The 14763-nt window shown below is 67.8% G+C and carries 9 protein-coding genes; 2 read left to right on the top strand and 7 right to left on the bottom strand.

Annotated elements, in window-relative coordinates; translation table 11 throughout:
- Positions 1-45 precede the first annotated feature (45 nt).
- Positions 46-1242, top strand: a complete 1197-nt coding sequence (locus tag CFB39_RS18265; protein WP_089428602.1) for a porin — start codon at positions 46-48, stop codon at positions 1240-1242.
- Positions 1243-1342: 100 nt separating this feature from the next.
- On the top strand, positions 1343-2380 hold the full coding sequence (locus CFB39_RS18260) for an AraC family transcriptional regulator (protein WP_089473891.1): 1038 nt from the start codon (positions 1343-1345) through the stop codon (positions 2378-2380).
- On the opposite strand, the gene CFB39_RS18255 is transcribed toward CFB39_RS18260, so the two are convergent.
- From CFB39_RS18255 to CFB39_RS18225, 7 genes are all read right to left on the bottom strand, one after another.
- Positions 2356-7845 (bottom strand): AAA domain-containing protein, encoded by a 5490-nt coding sequence (locus tag CFB39_RS18255; RefSeq protein ID WP_089473890.1) that lies wholly within the window; start codon positions 7843-7845, stop codon positions 2356-2358. The genes CFB39_RS18260 and CFB39_RS18255 overlap by 25 nt on opposite strands.
- Positions 7842-9038: a hydrolase gene (locus CFB39_RS18250; protein WP_089473889.1), complete on the bottom strand. Its 1197-nt coding sequence runs from the start codon at positions 9036-9038 to the stop codon at positions 7842-7844. Before CFB39_RS18250 ends, CFB39_RS18255 begins: the two co-directional genes overlap by 4 nt.
- Before the next feature lie 266 nt (positions 9039-9304).
- On the bottom strand, positions 9305-9664 hold the full coding sequence (locus CFB39_RS18245) for a BON domain-containing protein (RefSeq protein WP_089428604.1): 360 nt from the start codon (positions 9662-9664) through the stop codon (positions 9305-9307).
- A 41-nt stretch (positions 9665-9705) separates the two neighbouring features.
- Positions 9706-10764, bottom strand: coding sequence for a porin (locus CFB39_RS18240; protein WP_089473888.1), 1059 nt, complete (start codon positions 10762-10764; stop codon positions 9706-9708).
- Positions 10765-10919: 155 nt separating this feature from the next.
- Positions 10920-12266 (bottom strand): PhoPQ-activated protein PqaA family protein, encoded by a 1347-nt coding sequence (locus CFB39_RS18235; protein ID WP_089473887.1) that lies wholly within the window; start codon positions 12264-12266, stop codon positions 10920-10922.
- Positions 12263-13609 carry an MFS transporter gene (locus tag CFB39_RS18230; protein WP_089473886.1) on the bottom strand — a complete coding sequence of 449 codons (1347 nt, stop codon included), beginning with the start codon at positions 13607-13609 and terminating at the stop codon, positions 12263-12265. Before CFB39_RS18230 ends, CFB39_RS18235 begins: the two co-directional genes overlap by 4 nt.
- Positions 13606-14718 (bottom strand): CaiB/BaiF CoA-transferase family protein, encoded by a 1113-nt coding sequence (locus CFB39_RS18225; RefSeq protein ID WP_089473885.1) that lies wholly within the window; start codon positions 14716-14718, stop codon positions 13606-13608. The genes CFB39_RS18230 and CFB39_RS18225 overlap by 4 nt, the downstream gene beginning before the upstream one ends.
- Positions 14719-14763 lie beyond the last annotated feature (45 nt).

Below are 14763 nucleotides of genomic sequence, written 5' to 3'. Positions count from 1 at the left end.
CGGCGGGTCGAGCCGCCGCCCCTTTTCGATGCGGAGTCCAGAACAATGAATCGTCACGATAGCGTTCGCGCCGCGTGCTGCGCGATGATGATCCTGGCCAGTACCGGCGCGCACGCGCAAAGCAACGTGACGCTGTACGGCGTGATCGATGCGGGCATCCGCTACGAAACCCACGGCGTGTCCTACGGCGCCGACGGCGCGCCGGTGTCGACGGGCCGCAAGATCTCGATGGCCGACGGCGGCGGCCTGACGGAAAGCTACTGGGGCCTCAAGGGGCAGGAGGATCTCGGCGGCGGGCTGTCCGCGCAGTTCAACGTGGAAAGCCACTTCGGCCCGAACAGCGGTGCGATCGTGCCGGCCGGCGCGCCGAACTTCTTCGAGGTCGCGTATGTGGGGCTCACGTCGACGTCGCTCGGCCAGCTCGCGCTGGGGCGCCAGTACAACGTGCCGTTCGAGATGGTGTCGCTGACTTACGGCTCGAACCTGTGGGCCGGCCCGCAGGATCCGTACTTCAACCTGTTCAAGCCCGAGCAGACGATGCTCGCGGGCTCGCGCACCAGCAACATGATCCAGTACGGCGCGCAGCTCGGCAGCCTGTACCTGCTCGCGCAGTACGCGCCGGGCGGCCATGCGGGCGGCGGCGTGCTGGGCGGCCAGGCCGGTGCGGCGATCGCGTATGCGCCGGACAAGGGGCCGTTCACGGTCGGCGCGTCGTTCATGCGCAGCTGGGACGACGTCACGCACGCGAAATTCGACATCTACGGCGGCGGCGGCTCCGTCACGCTCGGCAACGCGACCGTCAACGCCGGCTATATCGAGAACGCGCGCGACAACGACTTCACGTCGTTCGCGAACGGCCCGTTCAGCTCGACCGATCTCGCCGCGCTCGGCATCATCTCGCCCGCGCAGGTGGTCGATCCGTCGACGCCCGGCGGGTTCCGGCGCCGCAAGATGGCGCTCGCGGGGCTGACCTACCGGTTCACGTCGGCGTTCACGGCCGCCGTCAACGCATGGTGGACCACGCAGTCGGGCTACACGCCGGACTTCGACGGCCGCGCGCGCCAGTTCCAGGTGATCGCCGGCTACAGCCTGTCGAAGCGCAGCATGCTCTATGCGGAAGTCGACTACGCGATCTATCGCGGCGGCCTGGTCGGCGCGCAGCTGGTCGGCATCAATGGGCAGTCGCCGAGCACGAGCACCACGCAGCTCGGCGCGACGGTCGGCCTGCGCCACTACTTCTGACGCGGAGCCGCGCGGGATGTGGGCAATCGCGGCCGGGGCGGCACCGGGTTTCCGGCCGGGCGGGACGAGTACAATCCATGGAAAAAAATACGGAGCATCCATGGACGAACCCGACCGTTATACGACGGCGAATCTGCCGGTCCATCTGTTGCGGTGCCTCGCGGAGACAAGCAAGGAACTGGGCATCGACCCCACGCGGCTGTGCCTCGGGCTCGGCTTCGACGTCGCGGACCTGTCGAATCCGTCGTGCCGGATTTCCTTGCGCCAGGCGAGCACGATGATCCGCCGCGCGCTCGAGATGGCGCCGGGGCGGGCGCTCGGCCTCGAACTCGGCACGAGCGAGACGATCGCGTCGATCGGCCTGGTCGGCTATGCGATGCTGACGAGCCCGACGCTGAAGGAGGCGATCGCGGTCGGGATGGAACTGCAGCGCCACACGGGGCCGCTGTTGCGCTTCGACGTGACGTCGGATGCACGCACGCTGTCGATCCGCGCGACCAACGTCTTCCTCGAACCCGACATCGAGGCGTTCCTCGTCGAGGAAGCGTTCGGCAGCTTCATGAAGATCGGGCGCTCGCTCGTCGGCCCCGCGTTCCAGCCGAAGGGCGTCGATCTCAGCTACCCGCCGCCGGCCTATGCGGAACAATACGCGCGTGTGTTCCCGTGCCCGGTGCGGTTCGAACAGGAGCAGAACCTGTTCTCGTGCGACGCCGCGCTCGGCAACCGCCCGATCGCGACCCACGACCCGCTCGCGCATCGCCAGACGCTCGAATTCCTGCAGGACGCGCTGCCGCCCGAACCCGAAGGCACCGAATTTCTCGAATCGATCGAACGGATCATGCGGCGCGACCTGCGGCACGCGCCGTCGCTCGCGGCGATCGCCGCGCAGCTGTGCATGAGCGAGCGCACACTCCGGCGGCGGCTCGCCGATCAGGGCGTGTCGTATCAGACGGTGATCGACACGATCCGCCGCAAGCGCGCATTCACGCTGCTGAGCAACCCGCGGCTGTCGATCGAGGACGTCGCGCACGAAGTCGGGTTCAGCGACGCGCACAACTTCCGGCGCGCGTTCAAGCGGTGGACGGGGCATGGGCCGAGAGAGGGCATCGGCCGTCACGCGGCCGGATCTTCGACATAGCCCTTGCGCAGCTTCTCCGCCACCAGCTTGTCCATCTCGCGTCGCGCCCGTTCGACAGTTGCGAATTGCTTCAGGTTGGCTTGCCCGTTCGTCCCGATACGGCCGTAGGTCACGTTCAGCTCGGTGCCTCGCACGCTGGCGCGCCAGAACTTGCTGGAGGTGCCTTGCTCGAACCGCAGCGATCGCACCCATTCCGTCGTCACGCCGGCCTCCGCCACGGTCGCCTGCTCCGCAGCCGTCGAGCCATGCGCCGACGTCTGAACGGATGACATCGGCAATTCGATTTCCTGGTCGAGCGCACGATCTTCGCCATCCGCGAGCATCGCCTCGATGCGTGCCAGCACCGCGGCCGAGTCATCCAGCCAGTCTTTCCCGGGGATGTCGAGCACGCGCCAGCCGAAGCCGCGCAGAATGCCGGGCCGGAATACGTAGCGTTCCGCCGTATCGGCCACGGCATTGGCCGGGTTGTCGAGCAGGATGGCCAGCGCATAGTCCTGCTTCGACGCACCGACGATCGCCAGGTCGCAGCGGAATTGCGAACGGCCGACATCAACGTCGACCCGATGGCCGCGCGCGCGCAACGCTTCGGCCAGTGCGTCACGAATGGCGTCGGACGACGTCCGTCGCGCGAAGGCATCGCGCGCACCTTGATTCAGCGCACCGAGCACGGCCTGCGCACGGTCGAACTGGCCTGTGGCGCTGGCCTGCGCAAATTGCAGAAACGCGCGCAGGGCGGCCGCGCCGTCGTTGTGCACGTTGGTAATCGCGTCGGCCTGGATGGTCGAGACGACGGCCATCCGGTGCCTTGCGCGGCTGAAGATGACGTTGAGCCGCTTCTCGCCGCCGCGCTGGTTGATCGGCCCGAAATTCATCAGCATCTTGCCGTCGGGACCCGGCGCGTAGCAGATACTGAGGATGATCACGTCGCGCTCGTCGCCCTGGACGTTTTCCAGGTTCTTGACGAATAGGCCGTTGAACTGGTCGTCGTCCTCGCGCACGTATTCGCGCTCCAGTCGCGCGGCGAAATCGGCGTCCTCGGCCGCCAGCGCCTCCAGCGCGGTTTCGATCGCGCGCTGCTGTGCCTCGGAAAACGCGACGATCCCGAGGCTCAGGCCCGTCTCCCGGCGCAGCATCTCCCGTACGACCGACGCAATGTAACGTGCTTCGGGTGCGTTGCTGCGCTCGACGTACACGCCGTCGTCGAGCCGGTGGAAACTGATCGGCCGCGCGAGCAGCGCATCGGTACCCGCTATGCCTGCGTCGTCCTGGCTCGATCGCACCGGCTTCACGTCATCGTCGGCTCGCTCGAGCATCCGATCGGGGATCGTCACGAGACGACCGTCGTAGAACGCCGCATTGGAAAAACTGATCAACGCTTCGTGCCGGCTGCGGTAGTGCCACGCCAGAAGCGTCGCGGGCAGATTGCGCGCCGCCTGATTCAGCAGGCTGTCGGAGTCGAGATTGATGGCGATGCGCTCGCCTTCCTCCTCGATTACGATCTCGTCCTCGCCCTCCGTGCCCGCAGCCGTGAAAAAGCTCGTGGGAGGCAACTGCATCTCGTCGCCGACCACCACGACCTGCCGGGCACGGCTGAGCGCGGGCACGGATTCCTCGGTGGGAATCTGGCTGGCCTCGTCGAAGATCACCACGTCGAACAGATCGGGCGACAGCGGCAGCGTATCCGATACGGATAGCGGACTCATCAGCCAGACCGGTTTCAGATCATTGACGACCATGCCCGTTTCGTCGTCGGCGAGATCGCGGATCGAGCGGTGTCGCATGCTCTTGCCGAATTCGTGTTCGAGCTCGCGCCGGCCGGTCGCGTAGCGCTTCTTGAAGGTCTTGCCGTCGGCATCGAGTTGCGTGGCCGACAGCGAAGACTGGCGCACGTGCTCGGCAAACTGCCGATGCAACGTCGCGCTCACCACCTGGGCGTTCACGGCCAGCAGTTCGTGCTGGATCCGGCCGGCAGCGCGCGCAGCCTGGGCCAGCGCCGCGCCGCCGAATCGCGCGAGCACCGGATTCTCGCGCTCCAGCCTGCGCAACGCCTCGTCGGCAATCAGTGCCTCCATCTCCACGGGCGCGAGATCGATGGACTGAAGCGTCGCCGCATACGCGGGAGCGGCCGCATGCACGGCGCGCAGCAGCGGCAGCAAGTCAGGCAGGTCGTCCAGCCCCTCCCGAAGGTCGCGTAGCGCTTCGGCAATGTCGGCCAACGACACGTCGTCGTCCATGACCAGGTTTTCGCGGACGCGGCGCGCCAGCTTGTCGAGCGCCTCGCGTGCACCGGCATCGAGACGCGCCGCGGCAAGCGGATCGACGGCCTGACGCAGATGCGCGATCCGGTCGCGCAGATCGCCGTCCGAATCCAGGCGGGTTTCCAGTTCGGCCAGCGCGTGCAGGAACGCACCCATCTCGCTCACGCCGTAGCGCTTGCGGCATTCGACATCGGCTGCGTCGAGCGCGGCCGCCGCCGCCTGCTCGGCGGCAAGCTGCTCCAGTACCTTGACGTAACCGGGATGCACCGCATGCTGCCCGAAATCGTAGCGACGCCGGAGCTCGCCGCGCAACCGCCACCATGCCGGCTGCAGCCAACGCATCGCCGACGTCTCGAACCGGCGCGCGAGCGCCAGCGCGGACGCGGTATCGCCCGGCGACAGCTTGTCTCGCCAGTGCACGGTGGCGGCGCGCGCGGCAGTCAGCGCCGCCGCGTGCGCGGACAGCGCGTCGCGAACTTCCCGCAATGCCGCCTGCGCGGACGAGGCCGGCTCGAGCACGTCGAGATGCGCGGCGAGACCCGTATCGATCAGCCACTGGCTGTCGGCGGCGATCGCGCATGCACGCGGCAGTGCCGTGTCATGCCCGATCGACGCCACCGCGTGGTCGAGCACCGGATCGAGCAGGTCGAACAGCGCCTCGGCGTCCCGGCACAGCTGCTCGGCCCGTCCGAATGCGCGTTCGTCGGCCAGCAGCGCCGCCGACAGCCGCGCGAAGGGTTGCGAAGCCAGACTGTTCGCGCCGAACCGCTCGCGCATCGCACGATGTACACGCTGGGTCAGCTCTCCGTGCTGATCCCAGACCGCAAGCGCCGGCAGGCGCTCCCGCAACGCGAACCCCACGTCCGGCGCAACCGGCAGCGCAGCCAGCCGGCGCAGCAAGGTACGTACGCTGGCGCCCAACGCGTCGGGCGTCTCCGCCATCACGGCTTCAAACGCATCGATGCGTTGCTGCTGCACGTCGAGCGCATCGATCAGTGTCGCGCGCCGTGCGTGCAGCGCTTCGCTGTCGTGCGATTGGGCGATCCAGCGCTCGTAGCAGGTCTTCAGATCGGCGATGAACGCCTTCTTGTCGGTCTGCGAGTCATGGATCAGGCAACACAGCGCGTCCAGCCCGCTCTGCTTGAGCCGGTGGAACACCACGTCCAGCGCCGCGCGCTTTTCACATACGAACAGCACACGCTCGCCGCGCCCCGCGTAATCCGCGATGAGGTTAGTGATGGTCTGCGACTTGCCGGTGCCGGGCGGGCCTTGAATGATGAAGCTGCGCTGGCCGCGGGCCAGGCTCACCGACGCATTCTGGGTTGCATCGGACGCCACCACGTTCCACTGCTCGCCTGCCGGCAGCGGGGTGGCAGCGGACGTTTCCACCTCGCGCGGCTCGATCGAGAACACGCGGTCGAACGCCGGATTCGCGCTGGTCTCCTCGAGCAGTTGCGCGTAGTCGCGTACCAGCGACATCTTCCTGTAGTTGAAGTTGGCCAGCGTTACCTGCGTCAGGTCGAGATCCCACGCGTAGCGATGCCCCTCCGACTCCTGCAGCACGTAACCCTGCCGCTCGTCGACGGCCTCGCCCGCCGCGTCGGCCATCTGCGGTCGACGCAGGCTGGCGCCCGGCGCGGCGCCGGCCTCGAAACGCTGCGGCAGTTCGCTCGGCCGCACCCATTCCTCGAACAGCGCACGGCCGAGCGGGCGGTAGTCGTCCTGCGCGTAGCTGAACGACGGCAGCCGGCTGCTGCGCGCATCGCCGGCCCGCGCGGCGGGCTTGCGTCGCCGGTATTGCTGCATGCGCTGCAGCGCCTTCTGGCGCACCATGCGAATCGACGCCCTGTCGACGAGCCGAAGCTCGACCGACGGCTCGGAACGCCGGATCTGCGCCAGGATGTCCGCATGAATCTCGGCCAGCGTGATCTTGCCCAGATCGACCGTTTCGGGCAGCCGGATGTCGTAGAGCTGGCTCAGGTGGTGCCGCAACACCGGATTGAATTCGGCGTCACCGCCGGTGCACTGGATCACGTACTGATCGCGCACGCCCTTGCGCTTGACGAGTTCGACCGGCAACCAGAGCAGCGGCGACACGATACGCTCGTCGGGAGTCTCCTTCAGGTTGTGCCAGCGCAGGAACGCGACCACGAGACGCAGGTTGCTGAAGCCGAACTCGGCACGTTCGCGGCGCGTATCGGCGATCAGCCGGTCGAGCGACGCCGGCAGGTAGGGCTGATCGTCGAACCGCAGCCATTGCTGCAACGGCACGGCCTTGCCGGCCACGAGGTCGGCCGCGAACGGCCCGCCCCACGTGCAGATGTGCTCCGGACGCACGCTTTCGATCTGCAGCATCAGCGGCACGCTGGCAACGGTCAGGTTGACGGTCGCCGCGGTCGGACGGAAATGCAGCAGCCGGTTGCGACGCGACAGATCGAACAGCCGGTCACGCAGGTGCGTCAGCACGGCGCCACGGCGCGATGCCGCGCCCGTCGCCCCCGCCAGCGCACGCTCGACGTCCAGGCCGAGCGGCTGCTCGCGCCAGGTGCGCAGCCGCATCGCCAGGGCCGCCACGTCAGTCGCACGGTCATGGCGGTTCACCTCCGTCATCTCGACGATCACCGCCGCAACGATCGGATGCAGCCGCTCGTGCAGCACGAACAGATTGCGCCGATGCGCAACGAACGCTTGCAGGTCGCTCCCCGTTTCGAAGTTCAGCCCGCATGCGAGGCTCGCCAGTACCATCCCCAGCGCGAACACGTCGGTGATCTCGTCGTGATGGCCGATCGATCGTTCCCAGCTCGCGTAGCCGGGCAAAAAGACCGGACGCTCGATCGGCGCCGCCGCATCGAGCTGCAACGCGAGATCGGTCTGGCTGTGCTGGCCGTCGGGCGTGGAGTCCAGCCGCAGCGCGCCGACGATGTTCAGGCCCGATGCCGGATGCGGCTGCACGCGATGCACGGCGCCGACATCCATCTGCGGCATGTCGCCTTCGGGGCGTCGCAGCGCCAGCCGACCCGCTTCGTCGATCACGATGCCGTCGGCATCGAGCGCCGCCACCTTATCCCGCGCATGCAGTTCGGCAACCTGCCCGAACAGCGGCAGCACCAGGACGAGCACATCATCGGTCGGCAAGGCCGCGCCGGCCTGCGCGGCAATCAGCGTGCGCAGCGTGCGCGGCGCACCGTCGGCGATCCTGTCGGTCATGCGTCCTTCTCCTGGGCCAGTTGCCGCTTGTAGCGTTCGAGTTCGCGCTTGCCGAGGCCCGCGTCGCGCCGAAGGTTGAGTTGCAATGCATCCAGGCTGCCGAGCGCCCGGGCAACCTGCCCGGCACGCAGCAACGCAACGTCCCGCTGATCGGGGTCCGCCAGCGCAAGATCCATCATCAGCGCATTCAGATAGCCGCGCACGCTGTCGTCGGCGCCCACCGCCTCGAACGCGTCCGGGCCGGCAACGGGTTCGTCGTCACGCCAATCCGGAAACAGCATGCGAACCTGGGCCAGCACGGCATCGCTCGCCAGCGACGCGCCGTCGAGATAGTGCGCAACGAACCCGCGCGTCAGTGCCTGCAGACGCGCCTGGCCTGGCAAATCGAGCCGCTCCAGCGAAAGCGGACCGTGCAGACGCGCGTCGATCCAGTCGTCGAGGCTGGCCTCGCCGTCCCACCACAAGGCGAGCGCGCGTGCACGGATGAAGGTCTCGGGATGGCTCAACGCGGCACTGGCGCCGGATTCGTTCGATTCGACTTCGGCGGCCTGGCGCAAATATGCGGCGGCATCGACCGTACTGATGCCCGTCTGCACCTTCACGAGTGTCGAAACGGCCGGTGCGACCGCGCCGGCCGCCATTGCGCCCCCGCGATCGGCGAAGAGTTCGGTGTGCAACGCGTAACGCCGGAACGTCTCGCGGTGACTGTCGGCTCCGCCGGGTGCGGCCACCGCGTCGTTGAGGATCCGGTCTGCCGTCAGGAACCTGCCACCGTCGAGCGACCACAGCAGATAGTGCGCGAGCTCGTGCCCGAGGATCGCCAGCAGCTCGAGAGACGACAGGCGCTCGAGCACGGCCCCCTGCAACAGGATGTGAATCTCGCCCGGTACGAAAACGAGCGACGCATTCATCTGGGTACCCGGCGATTGGTAGAGCGTGGCCGGCACACCGACGATCCCCAGTCGCTCCATCGCCAGCGCCAGCGCGGCATGGACATCGCCGTGGGCGTCCGCATCGATCCGGTAGGTTTCACGCAGCAACGACGCTCGCAGCGATTCGAGCTGTTCTGCATGGGTCGTGCGCTCGCCGGTCCAGCGCCAGACGTCCGGCTCGTGCCGGTACAAATAGTCCGCCACGGCTTCGTGGTAGGCGAGAGGCGCCAGTGCGCCTCGGTTCGGGGCGTGAGAGTCCATGCGAGGCACTCCGTTCGGGAAGTGCTGATTCTACCGATGGAATGCGTCGCCGCAACTGTCGATGACGAGCCGTCGCACCCGCACGCGCGAAACCGGACGCGCGTCGAATCGATTCGATGACGATCGCCACGCGCAATGCGAGGCTGAACGTGGCGAAGGTGTTGGCGCGAACACTCCCGGTAGCGGCACTCGCACGCCTCGGCCGGCATACCTGCCGGATGCGCGGGCCCCCTCCGATCGTTCTGCATCGGAGCAGCCCGCACCGATCACGGCATCTGCTCACCCAGGCGAAGCTGGTTCGTCACCTGCGTCACCCCGTCGACTTGCCGGGCCGCCTCCACGGCCATCGCGGCCTGCTGGCCGTCGCTCACGCCACCGCGCAGCGTCACGACGCCGCTCCGGACACGCACCATGATGCGCGTCGCATTCAGCCCGCGCGTGCGAGCGAGTGCGGCGCTGACACGACGCGTCAGGCGCCGGTCTTCGGCCCGCCGCGCGTTGTCCGCCGATACCCCGCTGGCAACGGTTGTCGACGCCGGATCCGATGCCGCTCGCGCGGCGCCGGCGACGGCCACGATGCCGAGTGCCACGACGATCGCGCCCCATCCACGTTGCAATGCTTTCATTGAGTCTCCCTTCACATACGAAAAATGACGGCGACCGACGCTCAGAACTTCGTCATCAGGCCAATCGATGCCCCCGTCATGCCGCTGCCGCCGGGCCGCAAGCCGATGGCCGCGATATTGGTCGGATCGGTGCGGTACGCACCGGAGAAGCCGTTTCGATCGAACTCCGCATAGATCTCGGTGCGCTTCGACAGGAAGTATTCGACGACCGCATACGTCGTGAGCTTGTGCCCGTCCGCATCGCGCCGATTGCCGAGATTGCTGCCGATGTCGTCGTACATGCCGGCCGTGAACTGCAGGAACGGTGTGGCCTGATAGACGACACCCAGCGCGGGAATCTTGTCGCGGCGATGCGGCCGGTTCGCGTTCGCGCTCGATACGTCGAGGGCCGAGTAGCTCGCATAGAGCCGGCCGGCACCGATCTGCCAGGTCCCGCCCGCCATCCAGGTCTGCGCGTACTGCGTCGCGTCGGCGCTGTACGTCTTCGCGTAGGACGCGCCGCCGAGCACCGTCTGGTACTGGTACATCGCCGCAGCGGAAAAATTGGTTCCGGCGCGCGTATTGCCGGCGACGCCGCCGGGCGAATAGCTCGCCGCAACACGCAGGCCGCCCAGTTCGGCAATGTACTTGATCGTGTTGTTGAAGCGGGAATCGAGCGTGAACGGATTGCCGCTCCACAGCACCCCGGGCTCGATGGCAAGCGACTGGCCGCGCCCGCCTGCCGGATCCACGACGATCCCGAAGTCGGTCGCCGCGTTGAACTGGCGCCCGAACGTCAGGCGCCCGAAGCCGCCCGTCACGCCCACGTACGCCGCCTGCGAAAACAGCGTGCCGGACGTCTTCAGTGCGCCGGTGCCGCTGCTGAACGAGCCATCGAGCACGAACAGCGCCTTGAACCCGCCGCCCAGGTTCTCCCTTCCCCGGATGCCGAAATCGTTGCCCGCGATCAGGTTGTTGTTGTACCCCACGGCGCTCCCGCCTTGCATGCCGTTGGTCCATCGAATCCCGCCGCCGATCTGCCCGTAGAGGGTCACGCTCGACTGCGCCATGCCGATGCCCGGCAATGCGCCGAGCAATGCCACCCATGCGAATGTTCTCATCCGTCTCCTCCTGCCAGTGCCTGGCTTTATGTGTTCGTCACCGCCTCACTTCATCATTCGCATACCGAAACGATTCACCGACAGCCACCGCGGGTTGCTACCGGTTACTGCCGGGATCGGCGTTCCGCGCGTTCGCCGATCCCCGTCCTCCTGGATTACTCGGCGAGCTGCCCGACGTTCTGCACGAGCGAGCTGACGTATCCCGGCCCGCCCGCGCCGTCGTGCTCGACCTCGACATACCACGCGAGGTTGTAGCCCGCCCGCAGGTTCAGCGCGGCGTGCCACGCGCCGTCGCGCGCCGCCATCGGCGTCGATTGCCACGTGGCGCTGCGCCAGTCCTGCGACACCGGATGAAACGCGTGGAACAGCCTGACACCCGACACCTGCTCCGGCTCGACGCGCGCGGCCACGTCCAGCCTGTCACCGGCAATCTCATGCCGGACCACCGGCGTGCCGGGAACGCGACGGCCGGCAAAGGTGCGGGCGAGCCACATCCGCCACGCCGCCAGATGCTTCGTGGAGACCCACGAATGACGCACGTTGTCGATGGCGAGATAGGCCTTGTCGCCCGCCATGTCGGTCATCATGCTGTTGGGCGCGCCGAGCGCGAAGAACTCGTCGTTCGTGCCGAGCGCGACGAGGTACGCAGCCTTGATCCGGTCACGCCACAGATACGGATCGAAATGCATCAGCATCTGAAAGCCGACCGGATTGTTGAGTGCACGCAGCATCGTCTCCGCCCCCTGGAAGCCAGGCCCGGCACGTGACTCCGACGGCCCGGCGACGTGCGGCCCGAACTCGGCGAACTTCGTCGCAAGGTGATACAGGTTGTTTCCGCCGTGGTAGCCGCACACCATCACGCCTGCCACCCGGTCCGGGTCCGCGCCCGACGCAATGGCCACGCCGACCCCGCGTTTCGAATGGCCGAGCAGGACGGCCCGCTTCGTCCCGATGCCCGCGAGCGAATGCAGCAGCGTGATGGCGCGCAGATATGCCTTGGCGATCGGGTAGTACCCGTTCCAGGTCAGGTCGCCGGTCTCCAGCATCTTCTTCAGCGCATAGCCGGTGAAATCCGATTCGTCGAGGCCGAACGGGCAATCGGCCGGATTCGCGAAGATCATGACCGGCATCCCGAAGTCGAGCGCGGTGCCTTCCGCGTATTCGCCCTCGGTATCGAGCGTCGAGCCGGGAATGACGCGCCGCGCCCATTCCCCGGGCTCGAAGGCCTGGCGTTCCGTGCCGATGATGCCGGCCGCGCCGTCGCCGTCGTAACCGTCGGGCACATAGATGCGGGCGGGATGCCGCCAGACGAGCCCATGCCATTGCTGGCTGGTGAAGGTCAGCTCGATGACGCGAACCCGGCGCCCGGCGCGATGCCGGCTCTCGCGCACGTCATCCGAAACGATCTCGGGCTGCAGCGTCGATTCGTCGAGCAATTCGGCTTGGTCGAAGAAGGGAGCCGGCCCCAGCACCGGCTTCGTGGCCGTGAAGGTCTGATTCATGAGCGTAGTTCCTGGTTGATGAGTGCCGCTTCGACGGCCTTGGGACGGATGACGCAGGCGAACAGCAGCACCACGGCGACGAGCGCGAGCGCGACGAGATAGAGCGCCGGGTCGAGGCTGCCTGCCCGCACGCGAATCGCGCCGAACAGCGCGGAACTCACGCCGGATGCGGCGCCCATGCTCGAGATCAGCGCGACGCCGGCGGCGGCGGCGTCGCGCGGCAACAGGCGTGTCGCGATCGCCCAGAGCACCGGATAGGCGGACGCGATGCCGCAGGTCGCGACGATGGCGCCGGCCATGACGCCGGACAGCGCACCGTGCGAGACGGCCATCGTGCACAGTCCGGCAATGCCCGCGCCGACCGCGACGATGAAATGCACGTGACGCTCGCGGCGCCGGTCCGAACGACGGCCGTACCAGACCATCGCGATCGTGCCGGTCAGGTTCGGGATCACGACATACAGGCCGACGTGCTGCAGGTTCGTGACGCCGGTCGCCTCGATGATGGACGGCAGCCAGAAAATCAGCAGGTTGGTCGCGCACCCGAGCGAGAACGTCGTGAAGCCCAGCAGATAGACGCACGGCTCCCGCAGCGCGGCGCGCAATGGATGGCCGGCGACATGCGGCCCCTCGGGCGCACCCAGTGCCTGCTGCACGATGCGGCGCTCGTCAGGCGACAGCCAGCGTGCCTGTTCGGGGCCTTCGGGCAGCACCCGGTACGCGATCACGCCGAGCACGACGCTCGGCACGCCTTCCAGCAGCATCAGCCATTGCCAGCCGCCGAGGCCGGCCACGCCACCCATCGAGTTCAATACCCAGCCCGATACCGGCCCGGTCACCAGCCCGGCCGCGGCGGCGGCCGTCATGAACAGCGCAATGACCTTCGCGCGGCGCTCGGCTGGAAACCAGAACGTGAGATACACCACGACGCCGGGGAAGAATCCCGCCTCGAACGCGCCGAGCAGGAAGCGCAGCGTGTAGAACTGGGCAGGCGTCCTGACGAACATCGTCGCGGCCGCGACCACGCCCCACAACACCATGATCCGCAGCAGGGTGCGACGCACGCCGACCCGCCGCAGCATCAGGTTGCTCGGCAGTTCGAACAGGAGGATCCCGACGAAGAACGCCGAGGCCGCGACACCGTATACCGCGTCGGTGAATCCGAGCGCGCCCTGCATCTGCAGCTTCGCGAGGCCGATGTTGTTGCGATTGACGAACGCGGCCAGGTAACACAGGAACAACAGCGGCACGAGATGCCTCGTGATGCGCGCGTACACCCGATCCGCCTCACTGCGCGCGGCCATGCCGCCGCCGTCCGTCGAGCATTCCGTTCCGGTGTTCATGCCGATGCCCCTCCGTCAGGACGCGATGCGTGCACGCGGTAGCCCAGGCCCGGCGACAGCACGCTGCAGTCGCCGTCGGACAACATGACGGATTCGAGCGCGTCGTGGTTCATCGCGTCGTCGACGAACTCGACGATCGTGCGCACCTTCGCGCAGGCAACGCCGACGCCGGCGCACGCTTCCTCGAGATCGGCCGCGCGCCATTCCCGGATCGCGGTGGCCAGTGCGGTGCGCAACGCCGCCGGGTCGCTGGCGCGCAGGAACGCGGCCGGCCCGCCGGCATCGAGCGGCGGATCGAAATAGCGGGGATCGCGTGCGATGTCGGCGCGCCCCAGTACGCCGAGCGCGGCAGCCAGTTGCCGTGGTGTGTTGGCGCCCAGCGCGACCCAGCCGTCCCGGGTGGCGAACAGATCCGCCGCCGGACTGCCCGAGTAGCCCTGGTTGCCGACCCGTGGCGGCGCCACGCGGCCCGTGAGCGCCTGGCAGGCGAACGGATACATCAACTGCAACGCGGCGCCGGTCATCGACACGTCGAGATAGCGCCCGAGACCGGTTGTATCCCGCTCGCGCAGTGCGGCCAGGATCGCCATCGCGGCAACGAGCCCCGTGCCGGCATCGACCACCGGAAAGCCCGTCTTGACCGGCGGCTCGCCTTCGCGGCCGGCCATCAACGTCATGCCTGTCGCCGCCTGGACGACGTGGTCGTAGGCGGGCCGGTTCCGCCACGCGCCGGCGTTGCCCCAGCCGCTGATCGCGCAATACACGAGCCCGGGATTCAGCGCGCGCAGCGGGCCATCGCCCAGACCGAAGCGATCGAGCACGCCCGGTCGCAGGCTGTCGACCAGCACGTCGGCTTCGCGTGCGAGTTCGAGCGCCTGGTCGCGGTCGCCTGCGTCGCTCAGGTCCAGTTCGATGGAGCGCTTGCCGGCGTTCAGCGCAACGAAGCCCATCCGGCCATTGCCGCGGCGCATCACGTCGCCGCCGTTGCGGTTCTCGACCTTGACGACCTCGGCGCCGAGTTGTGCCAGATGGAACGTCGCCAGCGGGCCCGCGATGACGTGCGTGAAATCCAGCACGCGAATCCCGGTGAGCGGTTTGAATGCCGTCATGTCCGCGCTCCCGCCGCCCCTTTCGCCCCTTTCGCTGCCGCCCGA

The sequence above is a fragment of the Burkholderia sp. AU6039 genome (assembly GCF_002223365.1).
Taxonomy (GTDB): Bacteria; Pseudomonadota; Gammaproteobacteria; order Burkholderiales; family Burkholderiaceae; genus Burkholderia.
This window is presented reverse-complemented; position numbering and strand designations above follow the sequence as displayed.